At 28.6% G+C, this 18,144-nt stretch carries 16 protein-coding genes and 3 tRNA genes; 1 reads left to right on the top strand and 18 read right to left on the bottom strand.

Features of this window, described 5'->3' with window-relative positions:
• Nucleotides 1-47: 47 nt before the first annotated feature.
• From rpsO to ABFX13_RS04245, 17 genes are all read right to left on the bottom strand, one after another.
• The gene (rpsO, locus tag ABFX13_RS04325) at nucleotides 48-302 is read right to left on the bottom strand and encodes a 30S ribosomal protein S15 (RefSeq protein ID WP_147545838.1); all 255 of its coding nucleotides are present in this window, start codon (nucleotides 300-302) and stop codon (nucleotides 48-50) included.
• A 107-nt stretch (nucleotides 303-409) separates the two neighbouring features.
• Entirely contained in the window at nucleotides 410-1,333 is a 924-nt protein-coding gene (locus ABFX13_RS04320; protein ID WP_346042954.1) for a bifunctional riboflavin kinase/FAD synthetase, read from the bottom strand.
• A gap of 24 nt (nucleotides 1,334-1,357) precedes the next feature.
• Nucleotides 1,358-2,263 (bottom strand): tRNA pseudouridine(55) synthase TruB, encoded by a 906-nt coding sequence (gene truB, locus ABFX13_RS04315; protein WP_346042952.1) that lies wholly within the window; start codon nucleotides 2,261-2,263, stop codon nucleotides 1,358-1,360.
• 11 nt (nucleotides 2,264-2,274) lie between these two features.
• Nucleotides 2,275-3,255 (bottom strand): DHH family phosphoesterase, encoded by a 981-nt coding sequence (locus ABFX13_RS04310; protein WP_346042950.1) that lies wholly within the window; start codon nucleotides 3,253-3,255, stop codon nucleotides 2,275-2,277.
• Between the two features lie 3 nt (nucleotides 3,256-3,258).
• Entirely contained in the window at nucleotides 3,259-3,648 is a 390-nt protein-coding gene (gene rbfA, locus ABFX13_RS04305; protein WP_346042948.1) for a 30S ribosome-binding factor RbfA, read from the bottom strand.
• 18 nt (nucleotides 3,649-3,666) lie between these two features.
• On the bottom strand, nucleotides 3,667-5,610 hold the full coding sequence (gene infB / locus ABFX13_RS04300; protein ID WP_346042946.1) for a translation initiation factor IF-2: 1,944 nt from the start codon (nucleotides 5,608-5,610) through the stop codon (nucleotides 3,667-3,669).
• Nucleotides 5,611-5,624: 14 nt separating this feature from the next.
• Nucleotides 5,625-5,948 carry a L7Ae/L30e/S12e/Gadd45 family ribosomal protein gene (locus ABFX13_RS04295; protein ID WP_346042944.1) on the bottom strand — a complete coding sequence of 108 codons (324 nt, stop codon included), beginning with the start codon at nucleotides 5,946-5,948 and terminating at the stop codon, nucleotides 5,625-5,627.
• Entirely contained in the window at nucleotides 5,941-6,213 is a 273-nt protein-coding gene (gene rnpM / locus ABFX13_RS04290) for an RNase P modulator RnpM (RefSeq protein ID WP_346042942.1), read from the bottom strand. Before rnpM ends, ABFX13_RS04295 begins: the two co-directional genes overlap by 8 nt.
• Before the next feature lie 18 nt (nucleotides 6,214-6,231).
• Nucleotides 6,232-7,305 (bottom strand): transcription termination factor NusA, encoded by a 1,074-nt coding sequence (gene nusA / locus ABFX13_RS04285; protein ID WP_346042940.1) that lies wholly within the window; start codon nucleotides 7,303-7,305, stop codon nucleotides 6,232-6,234.
• A 28-nt stretch (nucleotides 7,306-7,333) separates the two neighbouring features.
• On the bottom strand, nucleotides 7,334-7,795 hold the full coding sequence (locus tag ABFX13_RS04280; RefSeq protein ID WP_147545859.1) for a ribosome maturation factor RimP: 462 nt from the start codon (nucleotides 7,793-7,795) through the stop codon (nucleotides 7,334-7,336).
• A 274-nt stretch (nucleotides 7,796-8,069) separates the two neighbouring features.
• Complete coding sequence (locus ABFX13_RS04275) at nucleotides 8,070-9,020, bottom strand: alpha/beta hydrolase (RefSeq protein WP_346042937.1); 951 nt, start codon at nucleotides 9,018-9,020, stop codon at nucleotides 8,070-8,072.
• 123 nt (nucleotides 9,021-9,143) lie between these two features.
• Entirely contained in the window at nucleotides 9,144-10,379 is a 1,236-nt protein-coding gene (locus ABFX13_RS04270; protein WP_346042932.1) for a chloride channel protein, read from the bottom strand.
• A gap of 171 nt (nucleotides 10,380-10,550) precedes the next feature.
• A tRNA-Thr gene (locus ABFX13_RS04265) sits at nucleotides 10,551-10,625 on the bottom strand.
• Between the two features lie 3 nt (nucleotides 10,626-10,628).
• Nucleotides 10,629-10,704, bottom strand: a tRNA-Asn gene (locus tag ABFX13_RS04260).
• 13 nt (nucleotides 10,705-10,717) lie between these two features.
• Nucleotides 10,718-10,791 (bottom strand) — tRNA-Cys (locus ABFX13_RS04255).
• 53 nt (nucleotides 10,792-10,844) lie between these two features.
• Nucleotides 10,845-11,288 (bottom strand): CPBP family intramembrane glutamic endopeptidase, encoded by a 444-nt coding sequence (locus ABFX13_RS04250; protein ID WP_346042930.1) that lies wholly within the window; start codon nucleotides 11,286-11,288, stop codon nucleotides 10,845-10,847.
• A 437-nt stretch (nucleotides 11,289-11,725) separates the two neighbouring features.
• Entirely contained in the window at nucleotides 11,726-16,030 is a 4,305-nt protein-coding gene (locus ABFX13_RS04245; RefSeq protein ID WP_346042927.1) for a PolC-type DNA polymerase III, read from the bottom strand.
• A gap of 153 nt (nucleotides 16,031-16,183) precedes the next feature.
• Between ABFX13_RS04245 and ABFX13_RS04240 the strand changes: the two genes are divergently transcribed.
• Nucleotides 16,184-16,831 (top strand): hypothetical protein, encoded by a 648-nt coding sequence (locus ABFX13_RS04240; RefSeq protein ID WP_346042925.1) that lies wholly within the window; start codon nucleotides 16,184-16,186, stop codon nucleotides 16,829-16,831.
• A 38-nt stretch (nucleotides 16,832-16,869) separates the two neighbouring features.
• Here ABFX13_RS04240 and ABFX13_RS04235 read toward each other — a convergent pair.
• Nucleotides 16,870-18,144: N-acetylglucosaminidase (locus ABFX13_RS04235; protein WP_346042923.1), on the bottom strand; the 1,275-nt coding region annotated here is incomplete at its 5' end.

Here is an 18,144-nt window from a genome sequence, read left to right as displayed (position 1 = left end):
AACAAAAGAAGAAGGTATAAACCTTCTTCTTTATTAAAATAATTAAATTATTTTCTTAATCCTAACTTAGCTATTAAAGCTCTGTATCCTTCTAAGTCCTTTTCTTTTAAGTAAGCTAATAAGTTTCTTCTCTTACCTACCATCTTTAAAAGACCTCTTCTTGAGTGATGATCTTTTTTGTGAACTTTTAAGTGACCATTTAATTCATTTATTCTAGCTGTTAATAAAGCTATTTGTACTTCTGGAGAACCAGTATCTCCTTCAAATCTTCCGAATTCTTTTATTATTTCAGTTTTGTTCATTTGTGAATACCTCCATTATTTTATTAAATCCCCAATTACTAAGCATTGATTGGAGTGTTCAAATGCCGAGTAACGGTTCACGAATCTTATTTTAACACAAAATATGTCTACTTGTAAATATACTTTTTGTATACAAAGTTAACGTCTTTATGTAATTGAGCTTTTAATTCATCTAAAGAATTAAATTTTCTTTCATCTCTTATTCTTTCTAAAAACTCAATTTTAATTATTTGACCATATATGTCTTTATTAAAGTTAAGTATATTAGTTTCTATAGATAAACTTTGTCCATTTACAGTTGGATTATAACCTATGTTAGTGGCTCCATAGTAAGTCTTATCTTTTAAGTATACTTTAACTGCATATATACCACATTTAGGTATAATTAAATTATTATCTATATTTAAATTAGCAGTTGGAAAACCTATAGTTCTGCCTAGTTTCTTAGCATGAATTACTTCACCTTCTAGACAATAATTTCTACCTAGAAATTCTTTTATATTATGAACTTTCCCTTGACTAATAAGTTGTCTTATATAGCTACTACTAACTCTTATATTATTTATTTTTATAGGGTTTATAACTTCAACTTCCATATTATATAATTTTCCAAGTGACTTTAATTTATCTACAGTACCTTCTTTATTTCTAGCAAAAGTAAAGTCATGTCCTACTATAACTTTTTTACACTTTAATTTATCTATTAAAATTTCTTTAACAAAGTTCATGGCAGATATTTTAGTCATATATTCATTAAATGGAACCATTAAAATCATATCTACACCTAATGATTTTAATATATTTATTTTTTCGTCATTCGTAATTATACTTTTTATAGAATTTTCCCTAAAATATCTCATAGGATGATTTTCAAAAGTAAATACTATGCTTTTGAATTTTTTGTGTTTAGCTTCTTTAACAGCTTTTTTTATTAATTTTATATGCCCTTTATGAATACCATCAAAATTTCCAATTGTTATAATACTATTTTCAATATTTACTACTTTATCTAATGATTTTATAATAGTCATAATAAATTCTCCACTACTTATATTCTATATAAATAGTTTATCACTTTTTAAGCATAATGTCCCATCAACTTTTAGGAATTTCCCAACTCCTAAAAACTTATTTTCACTGTATACTCTTACAAGTTCATCTCTTTCATTAAAAGTTCCTTTTACAAATCCTTTTTTATACACTATAGCTCCATTAACATACGATTTAACAGCTAATGGATTTATATGTATATCATTAAAGTTTGATAATACATAATCTATATCATATAGATGTTTATCTAATTTATCTTCTTTATATAATTTTTCTAATTCTTCTAATGTTATTGCATTTTCTAAATTAAATTTCCCTGATGATGTTCTTAGTAAAAAAGACATATGTCCTCCACAACCTAATTTTTCACCTATGTCGTAACATATACTTCTTACATAAGTTCCCTTAGAACATTTAACATAAAACATTATCTTATTATCCTTAAATGAAAGTATATTTAATTCTTTTATATTAACATCTCTATACTTAAGTGTTATTTCATCAGTTCTTCCAGCTCTAACTAAATCACACATTCTTTTACCATTGATTTTAAGAGCAGAGTACATTGGTGGAAGTTGTTTTATTTCACCTCTTTGAGTATCAAATGCTTTTTCAAGATCATCCATACTTATATTACCAACTTCAAACCTTTCTATTATTTCTCCTGATGAATCATAAGTATCTGTGTTTATACCTAAAGTCAGTTCACAAATATACGATTTATCCTTATTAAGTATAAGTTCACTTACTTTTGTAGCTTTTCCTATACATATAGGTAGTACCCCTGATGCATCTGGATCAAGGGTACCTGTGTGACCAACTTTTTTTATGTTTAAAATTTTTCTAACTTTTCCTACAACGTCATGAGATGTCATACCTGTAGGCTTTAATATATTTACTATTTTATTCATACTAATCATCCTTAAATATGTTTTAAAACTTCGTCAATCACCATTTTTTTAACGTTTTCTATAGTATCTTTTATAGTACATCCAGAAGCTCTAACATGACCTCCGCCTCCAAAATGTTGTGCAATAGTACTAACATTTACATAGTTTTTAGATCTAAAACTTACCTTGACCTCATTAAGTCCTTTTTCTTTAAATAAAATACCAACTTCAACTCCATCTATGTCTCTAGTATATGATGTAACTCCGTCTGCATCATTAAAAGAAATTTGATTTCTTTCTAGCATATCCATTGTTAACATCATACTAGCAACTTTTCCCTCTACAATATCTAAAGTATCGAGAGCTTCACCTAGTAACTTATAATAATTGTATGGATTGCTTTGGAATATTTTTTGAATTATAACATCTTTTTTAGCTCCTGTACAAACTAAATCATACGCCATTAAGTAACTGCTCGGATTAGTGTTTGAATAAGAGAAATTTCCAGTATCTGTTAAAAGACCTGTGTATAGACAAGTTGCTATAGTTTCATCTATTATATTTTCACCTACAACTTTCGAAAACTCTTTTAGTAAGTTGTACACTAATTCACAAGTAGATGATTCATTTGGATTTATATAATTTAAATCTCCAAAATTATTATTACTTGCATGGTGATCTATACAAATTAATTTATTAACAGACTCTTTTATATGTTCACTAACACATATTCTATTTGCATCTCCACAATCAAGAGATATTAAAATATAATCACTTATATTAACATCTATTTCTTCAGATTTTAATATTTTTATATCTTTAACTAAAAATTTTAAATTAACAGGTATAGTATCATCTAATACATATAATACATTCTTACCTAATTTTTTAAGCGTGTAATACATAGATAATGTAGAGCCTATATTATCTCCATCCGGACTATAATGAGAGGTAACAATAAAATTGTTACCTTCCCTTATAGCTTTTATAATATTTTTAATATTATTTAGCATAGATCACTCTCCTTGAGTTTCTTCATCAGAATCTTTTTTATTATTTTGATTCTCTTGATTCACTTTTTTAATTAGATTTTCCATATACATTCCTTTTTCTATAGAATCATCTAATTTAAATATAATTTCCGGAGTATGTCTAAGCTTTACATTTCTTCCTACTTCTTTTCTTATATATCCACAAGCACTCTTAAGTCCTGCCATGCTTGATTCTTTATTTCCACCTAGTATACTTACATATACATAAGCATAACTTAAATCATTAGTTACTTCAACATCAGTAACACTAACCATAGAATTTATTCTATAGTCTTTTATTCCACTTATAAGCATTGTACTTACAACTTTTCTTATTTCTTCGCCTATTCTTTGTGTTCTATTGTATGATGCCATAATATCGACCTCTTTTTACTATTTTAATTTTCTTTCAACTTCTTTAGTTATATAAGCTTCTATTATATCGCCTTCTTTTAAATCGTTGAAATTAGTGATTGTTATACCACATTCATATCCATGGTTAACTTCTTTAGCGTCATCTTTAAATCTCTTTAATGCTGCTATTTCACCTTCATGGATTATAAATCCATCTCTTACAACTCTTACTTTACCATTTCTAAATATTTTACCACTTAAAACATAACATCCAGCTACAGTACCAACTCCAGATATTTTAAATGTTTCTCTTACTTCTGCCTTACCTGTATCTTCATCTATATATTCTGGGTCTAACATACCTGTCATAGCAGCTTGTACATCTTCTATAGCTTTATATATTATTGTGTAAGTTCTTATATCAACTTCTTCTTTTTTAGCCATTACTTCAGCAGTAGCAACTGGTCTTACGTTAAATCCTATTATTATCGCATTAGATGCTCTTGCTAGCATAACATCAGATTCAGTTACAGCTCCAACACCACCATGTATAACTCTTACAGCAACTTCTTCATTAGATAATTTTTCTAAAGATTGTTTAACAGCTTGAACAGAACCTTGAACATCAGCTTTAACAACTAAGTTAAGTTCTTTAACATCTGCATCTGCCATTTGGTTGAAGAATTCATCAAGACTTACTCTTTGGTTAGATTTTAACATTTCTTCTCTAGCTATATGTTGTCTCTTCTCTGCTACACTTCTAGCTATTTTATCAGTAGCTACTGCTACGAATTGATCTCCACCTTGTGGAACTTCTGATAATCCTAATATCTCAACAGCAGTAGATGGTCCAGCAGTCTTAACTCTTCTACCCTTGTCATTTATCATAGCTCTTACTTTACCACAAGCAGTACCTGCAACTACAGGATCTCCTACTTTTAAAGTACCTCCTTGAACAAGAACAGTTGCAACTGGTCCTCTACCTTTATCAAGTTGAGCTTCTATTACAGTACCTATAGCTCTTTTATTTGGGTTAGCTTTTAATTCTTCTACTTCTGCAACTAATAGAATCATTTCAAGTAATGCATCTATATTAGTTTTTTGTCTAGCTGATACTGGAACTGATATTACATCTCCACCCCAATCTTCAACTAATAATCCTTGGTCTGCTAATTCTTGTTTAACTCTATCAACATTAGCAGCTGGCTTATCTATTTTATTTATCGCAACTATTATTGGAACTTCTGCAGCTTTAGCATGGTTTATAGCTTCTATAGTTTGTGGCATTATACCATCATCTGCTGCAACAACTAATATAGCCATATCAGTTACTTGTGCTCCTCTAGCTCTCATAGATGTGAAAGCTTCATGTCCTGGAGTATCTAAAAATACTATTTTTTCTCCATTTATAGTAACTTCTGATGCTCCTATATGTTGAGTTATTCCTCCAGCTTCATTTGTAGTTACACTTGTTGATCTTATAGCATCTAGTAATGACGTTTTACCATGGTCAACGTGTCCCATTACAGTAACTACAGGAGGTCTTTTTACTAAATCTTCTTCTTTATCTTCTTCTATATCAATTAATTCATCTATTTCAGCTTCTTCTTGCTCTGTCATATCTTTTTCAACAAGCTCAAATCCATAATCCTTAGCTACTAATGAAGCTATTTCAAGGTTTAACTCTTGATTTATTGTTGCCATAGTTCCCATTTTCATAAGCTTCATTATTATTTCTGTAGCTGGTTTTTCTAAACTATTAGCTAATTCTTGAACAGTTAATTTTCCTTCAACTGATACAGTTGGAAGTCCACTACCTGATATAGATTCATCACCTAATAATTCCATTGCCATTTCTGCATCATCTTGACTTAATTCATCATTTTTGTTTTTTACGTTTATATCTAGTTCTCCTAGCTTAGCTATAAGTTCTTCGCTAGTCATTCCTAAATTTTCTGCTAATTGGTATACTCTTGTTGACACAAGACCACCCCCTATTATATTTTTGTATTTTCAATAAGTTCTAAAACCTTATCTGCAAAGCTCACGTCTTTTATTCCCATAACTGCTCTAGGCGCTTTTCCTATAGCTAACCCTAATTGTAGTTTTGTTGAATATGTAACGCATGCTATATTTCTAAAAGATGTTTTATCTTTAAATAGCTTTTTCGTATTATTTGAAGCATCTTCTGCCACTATTACTAATTTTACCCTATTTTTTTTTATATCAAGCATAGTAGAGTCATCACCTGATACTAGCTTTCCTGCACGTTGTGCTAAGCCTAAGAATGAGTAAATTTTGGCTTCATTGGATTTATTCATTGTCACCTATCTCCTTCATCAGGCTTTCATATACTTCATCAGGAACTTCAATTTTAAAAGCTCTACTTAAAGCTTTGCTTTTAATTGCTTTTTTTAGACATTCGCTACAGTTACAAATATATGCACCTCTACCATTTGCTTTACCTGTTTTATCTAAAAATATTTGTCCTTCTTTATTTTTGACAATTCTTATTAACTCTTTTTTATTGTCTCTATCTTGACAAGCTATACACTTTCTTTGAGGAACTTTCTTCACCTTTTGCAAATGTATCACTCCTTATAATTAAGCATCTAATTCTTCTTTATTATCTGCTTCTTTAGCTGCTTGACTTTCGCTTTTTATATCTATCTTCCAATTAGTAAGCTTAGCTGCAAGTCTTGCATTTTGCCCTTCTTTACCTATTGCAAGTGATAATTGATAGTCAGGAACTACAACTAAAGCACTCTTTTCTTCTTCATTTACATCTACAGATACAACTTTTGATGGACTAAGTGCTGCAGATATAAATTCTACTGGATTTTCACTATATTTAATTATATCTATTTTTTCATCGCCTAATTCATCAACAATATTTTTAACTCTTGATCCTTTAGGTCCAACACATGCTCCTATTGGATCTATGTTTTCATCTACAGAGTAAACTGCCATCTTAGTTCTTGATCCAGCTTCTCTAGCGATGCTCTTAACTTGAACAGTACCTTCAAATATTTCAGGGACTTCCATTTCAAATAATCTCTTAACTAAACCTGGATGGCTTCTTGAAACAGTTATTTGAGGCCCTTTGTTAGTTTTCTTCACTTCTAATATATATACTTTTATTTTTTGTCCTGCTTGATAGTATTCACCTGGTATTTGCTCTGCTTGAGTCATTATAGCTTCTATTCTTCCAAGGTTTACATGAACTATATTTTTATTTACTCTAGCAACTTCTCCTGTTACTATTTCATCTTGCTTATCTATAAATTCATTATATACTATATCTCTTTCAGCTTCTCTTATTCTTTGAACAACTACTTGCTTAGCTGTTTGAGCTGCTATTCTTCCAAATTCTGTAGTAGTTATTTCACTTTCTATTATATCACCGATTTCATAGTTAGGACTTATTTGTCTTGCCTCATCTATTTCTATCTCTAAGAATGTATCATATATATCTTCTGAATCAACAACAACTCTTTGAGAGTAAACTTTTACATCTCCTTTTTCTCTATCAAAGTATACTCTAACATTTTGAGCAGATCCAAAATTTTTCTTATAAGCAGTTAAAAGTGCTTGTTCTATAGTATCTATAAGTATATCTTTATCAATTCCTCTATCTTTTTCTAATTCATCTAATGCTTCTATAAACTCGTGGTTCATTTTTTTGTCCTCCTATATTAAGTTTTAATTAGAATTTTATAGCAAGTCTTATAAGTGCTATATCTTTTTTATCAAATTCCATTTCTTCATTATCAACTATAAGTTTAACTATTTTATTGTCCACTAACTCAACTAATTGAGCTTCAAAATGTTTTAATCCATTTATAGGTTTATATAATTTAACTTCTACGTCTCTTCCTGCATATCTTATAAAATCTTTTTCTTTTTTAAGTGGTCTATCAAGACCTGGTGAAGATACTTCTAAGAAATAGTTTTCTTTTATTGGGTCTTTTTCATCTAATATTGGATTTATAGCTCTTGTTATAACTTCACAGTCATTTAGAGATACTCCTCCATCTTTATCTATAAATATTCTTAAATAATATTCTCCAGCTTCTTTAACATATTCAACATCAACTATCTCTATGTTGTGTTCATTAGTTATTGGAAGTACTAACTCTTCTATTAATGATTCTGTACTCTTTTTCATTTTGCTTCCCTCCTATTCAGTTGTTATTTTATAGCATTGTAAATGCTATAATAAAAGAGTGAGAACTTTTCGTCTCACTCTTAGTTTTTGCATTATATACTATTTTATATACTATGATACCATAGATTGTTTTTATTTGCAAATTTTCTAGTATTATTCAATAGTGAAACTCCAGTTTCCTTTTATATTATATCTATTTCCTTCAAATTTTATATATAATTTAGCACTTTGTATTTTTATTTTCTTTCATAGTGCTATAAACACATTTTTCATTCTATTTTTCAACAACTTTATCTTCTATAAACTTATATATTCTATTAAAGTACTCCTTGCCTAAAATGTCATATCCATTAACATGTTGGACTTTATCTATAAGCCAAAGTTCTTTTTTATTATGAGGTATATTATCATATATTATCTGACTACCCTTTGGAGAACATACTTTATCTTCTTTTCCATGTATTAAAAACATAGGCGTAGTTATATGCTGTACTGATTTATATGGTTTTACATCTTCATAATCAAATCCCGATTTAATTTTAGTATATATATTTCCCATAGTTCTTGCATATCCTACAGGTAAAAGTGGTATATTTTTCGCTTCAATACCTAACCTTATAGCATCAGACATTTCATGATATGGTGAATCAGCTATATAAAAATCTACATACTTATTTTTTTCATTTATTTCAGAATGCATTACTACAGTTGCAGCCCCCATTGAATGTCCATGAGCTCCTAATAATCCATTAGGGTATTTTTTATGAATAAATTTCGCAACATTTTCTAAATCATATTTTTCTCTTAAACCAAAAGTATAATCACTTCCTCCAGTTTTACCTGTATGTCTTTGATTATACAACATAACATTATATCCATAGTCTAAGTATTCATATGCCTTTTTTAAATATTCATAGTAATTACTTTCAATTCCATGAACTAGTATTATTGTATTGTTAGTATTTTTATTAGATTTTATAAATTTACCTTCTATTTTATATCCATTTTCTGGCGAGTTTATAAATACATCTTCATACTTATAATTTTTAAGTTTTTCTAGTGGTCTTCCTTCTCTATGAGAAAATACTTCTACTATATCTTCATCTTTTATTTTTTGAACAGAACCAACTGAACCGTCATATACTAAAAAACCAACTACGTAAGATATTATTAAAAATAATAATATAAAAACTGATGAAATTATTATAATTGCTTTTTTCTTCATTTAATTCCTCCTGATATTATTATCTAGTACTAATACTTAGTATATATTAACTATTAATTTTTTTCTACTTATTTTTTATAAAAATAATATATTTGTTAAAAATAAAAAAAGATTAGCTTTTAGCTAATCTTTTTTTATTTCTAATAAACTACAATCTTGAGATGTATATATTCCACTTCTACCAGCAAATACATAACTTATTACACAAGCAATAAACAAGTATACTATGCTATCAGACCCAAATAATTCTATACCCATTACAAAAGATGCTATTGGAGTTTTAGTAGCTCCTGCAAATACAGCTATCATACCAAGCCCTGCTAAAAAAGCTATCGGCAAGCCCATTATTCCTGCTAATAAATTTCCTAGTGTTGCTCCTATTACAAATAACGGAGTAACCTCACCACCTTGAAATCCTACCGCTAATGTTAATGAGGTTAATAGTAGTTTTATTATAAATGCATTCTTGGCTACAGGTGCATTAAATGCATCACTTAATAAATCTAAACTTAGCCCAAGATATATTCTAGTTCCAAGTATTAAGACTATAATAATAATTATTATACCTCCTATAAAACTCTTTAAAGGTGTATTAGGTATTTTTTCTGCAAAGAATTTTTTAAAACTATGTGTAAGTTCAGCAAAAAGTTTACTTACAAGTCCAAATATAACGGCACATATTATAACTTTAAAAAATACATCAACACCATCTATCGAAGTTCCTATATTATAATGACTATGTTGTACTTTAAATAATTTTGCTACAAAATTTCCTATGTAACTCGCTATTAAGCAAGGTATTATAGCTTCATATCTCATCTTTCCCACAGTACTTACTTCAAGTCCAAATATAGTTCCTGCAATTGGGGTCCCAAACACTACCCCGAAACCACTACTCACTCCACTTATTATAAGTATTGTGTAATCTATCCCTTTTAATTTTAAAATTTTACCTATCTTAGAAGATACACTTGCTCCTATTTGAACACCTGTACCCTCTCTACCTGCTGAACCACCGAATAAATGAGTTATAAATGTACCAAAAAATACTAATGGAGCCATTCTAAACGGAATGTTTCCTTCTCCTTGATTAATTCTCTCAATTATTAAGTTATTTCCTTTAGATGAGTCTCTTCCATATCTAGAATATAAATAACTTACAAATGCTCCACCTAATGGCAATAAGTATAATAACCATGGATTTGCTTGTCTTGTAGTGGTTGCCCATTGTAGACTCTTTAAAAAGAATGATATTATTATTCCTACTGCAATTCCAGATATAGAAGCTAATAAAAACCACCTTAAAAATAATATAGATATTAATTCACTTTCTTTAACATGTGACCTAAACTTATTCAATTTCATCACCTCATTCATGTTCTTTGTTATGTTTATTTTTCACTCATAAGATATTACTCCTCTTATTTTTAAAGTTCAAGTTTTTTATGTCAAAGTAAACACTAAGTTTATGTTATTTATTTATATAATTTAAAATAAAAAAAGTAGACTACCAAATAGTCTACTTTTTATTGGAGCTAGTGATAGGAATCGAACCTACAACCTGCTGATTACAAGTCAGCTGCTCTACCGTTGAGCCACACTAGCATATGGCGGGAATAACAGGGCTCGAACCTGTGACCCATTGATTAACAGTCAATTGCTCTACCAACTGAGCTATATTCCCGAATTTAAATATTTGGAGGCGACACCCAGATTCGAACTGGGGATCAAGGAGTTGCAGTCCACTGCCTTACCACTTGGCTATGTCGCCTTAACCTTACTCTATAAGTATATAATTTTTTTATTAATTTGTTAAGTATTTTTTCAAATTTTTTCTAACTTTTGATCGACATTTTTCTCATCTATCTTGATTAAATTATTAATACCTTTATTAATTAAATAAATTCCTAGAACTAAATATGCTAAACTCCAAAATAAATTTATTGGCATTGGTATTATAACAAGTAAATTATTTATTAAATGAAGCAATATGCAAATTTTTATAGATTTTGTGTAATAGTATATAAATCCTAATAAAATAGCTCCTCCAAATGCGGTAATGCCTTGAATTAAATTAAAATGAACAATTGCAAATACTATAGATGAGTACAATATAGCTTTTAATGGTTTATTGTAATATTTTTTTAGAAGACTTTTTAATAAAATACCTCTAAATACTAGTTCTTCTAATATAGGTCCTACTATAACTATTTGAATACATATAATTATAATTCCAATTAAGCCTCCACTATTTATATATTTACTCACAAAAGAACTTTCAAAGTTATTTAAGTTATTTATATTATAGTATTTACTCAGAATAAATATTAATACACATTTAACTAATATATATCCTAAAATCATACAAAAAGAATAAAAAAAATAATACACCTTAGAATGTTTTCTCATACTTTCTAAACCATCCCATAAATTTATTTTATTTGAAGTAAAATTACAAAGTAATATTAAAGTTATATCAATTAATAATAAAATTATGGAAATTAATTTAAATGGCAAATTCTTTTGTATATGTATAAATACTATTGAATTTATAATCATAATAGCAACAATAATAATTGATGCTACTATACCTTTATTAAATTTTAATTTTAGATTTTTAATTAGAACCTCCCCCTATGTTGTTATACTAAGTTTATAGCTTTTGATTAAAAGCTATAAACTTAGTAATTTAGATTTTTTATTAACTAAAATAAAGATAATTGATTTTCATCACTCATATTTTCAAGTGATCCATGATTGGTAAGTGTTTCTATTACAGTTTTAGATATCTTAGTCCTTTTTCTTAAATCTTCTTTAGAAATAAACTCTCCATTATCTCTTTCTTTTTGTATATTTATAGCTGCGTTCTCTCCAACTCCTTGTAGTGCTATCATAGGAGGAAGCAATGTCTTTTCACCTACAACTTGGAATTTTTTTGCATCTGATTTATATATATCAACAGGAATTATTTTTATATCTCTTGCATACATCTCAAGTGCAACTTCTAAAACTGTTAGCATATTTTTTTCTTTTGTTGTTGCATCATTTCCAAGTTCTTCAATTTCTTTAATTTTTGCTTTTATTGCAGGTAATCCCTTTACAATTAAATCTGCATCAAAATCTTCAGCTTTAGTCGTAAAGTAAGTTGCATAAAAAGCTTCTGGGTAATGTACTTTGCAATATGCAAGTCTAAAAGACATCATAACATATGCAACCGCATGTGCTTTAGGGAACATGTACTTTATTTGTTGACAAGACCATATATACCATTTAGGAACATCATTTTTTTCCATTTCTTCTATATGTTCTGGTTTTAATCCTCTTCCTTTTCTAACACTTTCCATTATAGTAAAGGCCATTTTAGGCGGTAGACCTTTAAATATAAGGTAGTTCATTATATCATCACGAGTTGATATAACATCTTTAAGTCCAACTATTTCTTTTTGTACAAGTTCTTGTGCATTGTTTAACCAAACATCAGTACCATGAGAAAGTCCAGATATACGAACAAGTTCTGCAAATGTTGTAGGTTTTGTATCAAGTAACATCTGTCTAACAAACTTTGTACCAAACTCAGGTATTGCAAGTGATCCTATAGGACAGTTTATCTCTTCAGGCGTAACCCCTAGTGCATCTGTTGATGTAAATAGAGACATTGTCTCTTTATCATCTAAAGGTATAGTTGTTGCATCTATTCCAGTTATATCTTCAAGCATTCTTATGATGGTCGGCACATCGTGCCCTAGTATATCAAGCTTTAGTATTCTACCACTTATAGAGTGATAGTCAAAGTGAGTTGTTATAACTCCACAAGAAGTATCATTAGCAGGATATTGTATAGGTGTAAAATCATAAATATCTTTATAATGTGGTACAACCATAACTCCTCCTGGATGTTGTCCTGATGTTCTTTTTACTCCAGTACATCCATTAGCAAGTCTTAATGCTTCTGATGATGTTGTGTTTATATTATTTTCTTCTATATACTTTTTAGCATACCCAAAGGCTGTTTTTTCTGCAACTGTGCCTATTGTACCCGCTCTATAAACATATCCTTCTCCAAATAGTTCTTCTGTATATTTATGAATCACCGGTTGATATTCTCCCGAGAAGTTAAGGTCTATATCTGGCTCTTTATCTCCTTCAAATCCTAAGAAAACCTCAAATGGTATATCATGTCCATCTTTTTTTAATGGCCTTCCACATTTTGGACAATCTTTATCTGGTAAGTCAGCACCTGATCCCCATTCACCTATTTCATAAAAATAAGAATATTTACATTCTTCATTTTCACATATATAATGTGCAGGCAGAGGGTTAACTTCTGTTATATCACTCATAGTAGCTGCAAAAGAAGAACCTACGGACCCTCTAGATCCAACTAGATATCCGTCTCTTAAAGACTTTGTAACTAACTTTTGAGATATTATATACATAACTGCATATCCATTACCTATTATAGAATTAAGCTCTCTATCAAGTCTTGCTTTAACAACTTCCGGCATTGGATCACCGTATATTCTTTTAGCCTTTGCATAACACATTTCTCTAAGTTCAATATCCGATCCTTCAATTACTGGTGGATATGTGTCATCAGGTATAGGTTTTATAACCTCAACCATATCAGCTATCTTATTTGGGTTAGCTATTACAACTTCATAAGCCTCAACAGGATCTAAGTAATTAAATTCATCTAGCATTTCATTTGTAGTTCTAAAATGAAGATAAGTTTCTTCTTCGTCAACCTTAAATCCTTGAGAATTTTTAAGTACCTTTCTAAGTACTGCTTCATGTTTATCTAAAAAGTGAACATCTCCTGTAGCTACTGGTATTTTACCAAACTTCTTTGCTACTTCTATTAATCTTCTATTTAAATCTCTTAATTCTTCTTCATCTTTAACTTCGCCTTTTTCAATCATAAATCTATTGTTATCTATAGGCATAACTTCTATATAATCATATAAATCTATTACTTTTTCCATTTCTTCATCAGGTAAATTCTTCTTTACTGCATTGAAAACTTGCCCTGCTTCACAAGCTGATCCAATTATTAATCCTTCTCTATGCTTTTCTAATACACTTCTTAATATCCTTGGAGCTCTATAAAAATGATTTACATGAGCATCTGAAACAATTTTATAAAGATTTTTAAGGCCTGTATAATCTTTTGCAAGTAATGTTATATGATTTGTTGCTATCTTGGTATAATCTAATTCACCTAACTTTTCATTTACATCACTTAATTTTTCTACTTCTTGTTTTTGAAGCATTTCTAAAAATTTTATAAATATATGAGCTGTAGCTTCAGCATCATCTACTGCCCTATGGTGATTTAAAAGTGGTATTCCTAGATCTTTTGCTATTACATTTAATCTATGTCTTTTTAAATGTGGTAAAAGTACTCTAGCTAGTGTTAATGTATCTATACTTTTATTTTTAAATTCTAATCCTTGTTCTCTACTTTTTTGAGATATAAACCCCATATCAAAATCCGCATTATGAGCAACTAAAACACTATCACCTACAAATTCTAAAAACTTAGGTAGTATTTCCTCTATAGTAGGTTTGTCAGCTACCATATCATTAGTTATCCCTGTTAATTCTTGAATTTTATATGATATATCAGCTTCAGGATTTATTAACTCACTAAACCTATCAACTACTTTGAAGTTTTCTATTTTTACTGCACCTATTTCTGTTATCCTATCATTTGTATTTGAAAATCCTGTTGTTTCAATATCAAATACTATAAAACTTTGAGATAAATCATTATCATTAGGGTCTTTTATTATCGGTAATTCATCTTCTACCAAATAACCTTCTACTCCATATATAACCTTGATACCATGTTTTTTAGCTGCATCCATAGCTTCTGGAAATGCTTGAACTACACCATGATCAGTTATTGCTATTGCAGGATGTCCCCATTTAGCTGCTCTTTCAACTAATTTTTTTGTTGAGCATACAGCATCCATTGAAGACATTTGTGTATGAGCATGAAGTTCCACTCTCTTTACATCTGAAGTATCTATTCGTTCTTCTTTTACTTCTTTTTTTATACCACTTATTGTCATTGTAATTTCTCTTTGGTAATTATCGTAAAGTGCATCTCCTTTTATTTTTAAATAAGCTCCTTTAGTTACAGAATCTATAACCTTATCTTTATTCATATCATTTAAAAATAATTTACAACTAATTGAACTTGTATAATCTGTAACTGCCGCAATTAAAAGGACTTTTCCATTTCTTAATTCTTTTAACTCAATATCAAATACTTCTCCTACTATACACACAGTTCCAGAATTTTGATTTAATCTATTTATTTTTTCAACTGGAGCATTTACATTATCTCCATAAATATATTCATCTTTAATTGCAATTTCTATTGCTTGATTGCCTTCAACTTCCTTTTCTTCATCTTCTACATTTATAGATTCAGCTATTCTTTCTTTTACCATTTCTTCAATTAAATTATCATTTTTCTTAATAAGTTTTTCTACATTAGGTCCTTTATTTACTGACTTTTCAAATATAATTTCAATATCTAATCCAGCTTCTTCACTCAATACATTTTTTAATACTTGTACAGCATTTTGTTTTATTAATCTTTTGTAAAAAAGCTCTGATGGTAATTTTATTTTTAAAGTTTCATCTATACACATATACTCAACATTTTTTACCCATCCATTTAATGATGGACATAATTTTGTTAAAATATATATGATATTTACCCAGTATTTTTTTATAATGTCTTTTGTTTTTTGCTTTTCTAATTTTATATACCTTATCTTAATTTTGACATCATTAAAATAATCTAGTTTTTCTTTTAACTCTTGTCTTAAGATTTCTATATAATCGTAACTTATTATATTTTTAGAACTTAAATATATATATATTAATTTTTCTTCTTTAAAATATGTTACTTTATTTATGTTTACATCTACTAATTGTTTATTTAAAATATTATTGTTTATGCATAATTTTTCTAAATAATCTTTAACACTTTCCATAAGAAGTTCCCTCCTCTCTATCAAATCATTATATCATATATATAAAACTTTTTTTATTAGGATTAGCTACAAACTATACAATCTTTAATAATATATTATATATTATACGTCATAGTTTAGGTGGTGATTTTTATAGTTAATTTTGATAATAACTTGATAAATAAAATTTTAGTTATCTATGAAGATTTGGGAGAGAAGAAATTTATAAAAAAAATAGTTAAGGATATAAATATCGATAAAAAGTTATATTTATTTTATTTTAAAAGAAAATTTGTACCTATATGTACTCTTCCAAAATTCAGAATTATCTTGGTATCTAAACAAGGATTCATATCTTTTTGTTATAATTTTTTTTCTTTTCTACACTCAAAAAACTTATTTTTAAATGTATCTTATAAAAATATAATGTCTATTGCTAAATTTGTTATATATCATGAAGTAGGTCATATACTCGATAAAAGTATAAATGACAATAAAGCTGAATATAATCAAACACTTAAAGTTTTTATTAATAAACTTATTGAATACGATATAGATATAGACGTAGAAAACCTCCATAAGAAAAATCTACCATCGGATGTAGAAGAGTGTGTTTTAAAACTTAAAAAAAATTTGATAAATAGAGAATCTACAGCTTGGAAAATAGCTTATGATTTGATTGAGTTTCAAGATAAAAATGAAGAACTTATATTCACCAATATGAGAGAGTATGCACTTGCAACTTATAATTTTGGAAATATCCAAAATATTATTAATGAAAACAATGTAGATGTTTTCCTTAAATATAAAAAAGTAATATAAAAAATAATGAGGATATTAAATCCTCATTATTTTTTATATTATCTATGTACAGGTATTTCAAATATTAAATTACTATTAGTATCATACATACCTATAAACTTATACATTATTCCTGATATAGCATTAGCCCAGTTTACGTCAGTTGCATATTGATGGTGTAAATGATCATAACTCCATCTCATTTTATATAGTGTATTTTGACCGTAGCTACCATGATGTATATAATTCGAAGAAATCCATTTGGCAGATCCTTCTATAGTTTTTTCTACACTAGTCCAACCATTTTTATATGCAGCTTCTGCTCCTGATAAGTTTGCAGTTCCATCAAATGCTCCTATCCCAAAAAAGTTATATACTTTAACTGGCTGTGGTAGAGGTTTTCCTTTGTATGAAGTTAGAACTTGTCCTTGAGCAAGTGTAGATCTTCCATATCCAGTCTCTAACATAGAATGTCCTACTAAATATGATAAATCTATATTGTACTTACGAGCTGCATTTATAAATGCTTGTCCTTGATTATAAAATACATTAGTTCCACTTGATGCAGGTTTTAGACTATTTAAATATCCATTTAACTCTCCGGCAGTTATTCCTCCTTTATAACTATCTAATCTTAGGAATTGTAACATTCCTTTTTTCCCATCTTTAAAATTCTTAGGATTTAGATAATGTTCTATGTCAGATCTACTTGCATTAATAAATCCGCCTGAAGATGAAGCTATCATATTTACTTTTGATAACTGTTTATTAATATGGTCTTGTAATGAATGATTTTCATTTTTATAATTAACAGTTGCTCCATTTACTACTTCTGAACTATCTCCTCCGGAATCAACATCTCCATTATAATCTTTTAAGTATGTACTTGATACGTATGCTTCTTTTCCATTGTATTTTATCTTTGACCATCCATTACTTTCTGATATTACTTCTACTTTTTCATTATGTTTAAGCATTCCTATTAATCCGTGACTTGTTGATGGTCCACTTCTTACATTTAACGATGTTGCTGTTACTACTTTTATTTTCGTAGGTCCTTCATTTGGTTTTTCACTTTGATTTGGATTAGTATTTGTGTTACTATCTCCAGCATCTTTTAAGTAATCACTTGATACGTATGCTTCTTTTCCTTTGTATTCTATCTTTGACCATCCATTACTTTCTGATATCACTTCTACTCTTTCATTATGTTTTAACGTTCCTATTAATCTATAACTTGTTGATGGTCCACTTCTTACGTTTAATGATGTTGCTGTTACTACTTTTGTTTTCACAGTTCCTTCATTTGGTTTTTCACCTGGATTTTGATTAGT

The sequence above is a fragment of the Paraclostridium tenue genome, from assembly GCF_039521565.1.
Taxonomy (GTDB): domain Bacteria; phylum Bacillota; class Clostridia; order Peptostreptococcales; family Peptostreptococcaceae; genus Paraclostridium; species Paraclostridium tenue.
This window is presented reverse-complemented; position numbering and strand designations above follow the sequence as displayed.

Bases quoted from the DNA above. Each gene is read 5' to 3' on its own strand.
- rpsO (WP_147545838.1), bottom strand. From the start codon at position 302: ATGAACAAAACTGAAATAATAAAAGAATTCGGAAGATTTGAAGGAGAT.
- ABFX13_RS04320 (WP_346042954.1), bottom strand. From the start codon at position 1,333: ATGACTATTATAAAATCATTAGATAAAGTAGTAAATATTGAAAATAGT.
- truB (WP_346042952.1), bottom strand. From the start codon at position 2,263: ATGAATAAAATAGTAAATATATTAAAGCCTACAGGTATGACATCTCAT.
- ABFX13_RS04310 (WP_346042950.1), bottom strand. From the start codon at position 3,255: ATGCTAAATAATATTAAAAATATTATAAAAGCTATAAGGGAAGGTAAC.
- rbfA (WP_346042948.1), bottom strand. From the start codon at position 3,648: ATGGCATCATACAATAGAACACAAAGAATAGGCGAAGAAATAAGAAAA.
- ABFX13_RS04295 (WP_346042944.1), bottom strand. From the start codon at position 5,948: ATGAATAAATCCAATGAAGCCAAAATTTACTCATTCTTAGGCTTAGCA.
- nusA (WP_346042940.1), bottom strand. From the start codon at position 7,305: ATGAACCACGAGTTTATAGAAGCATTAGATGAATTAGAAAAAGATAGA.
- ABFX13_RS04280 (WP_147545859.1), bottom strand. From the start codon at position 7,795: ATGAAAAAGAGTACAGAATCATTAATAGAAGAGTTAGTACTTCCAATA.
- ABFX13_RS04275 (WP_346042937.1), bottom strand. From the start codon at position 9,020: ATGAAGAAAAAAGCAATTATAATAATTTCATCAGTTTTTATATTATTA.
- ABFX13_RS04245 (WP_346042927.1), bottom strand. From the start codon at position 16,030: ATGGAAAGTGTTAAAGATTATTTAGAAAAATTATGCATAAACAATAAT.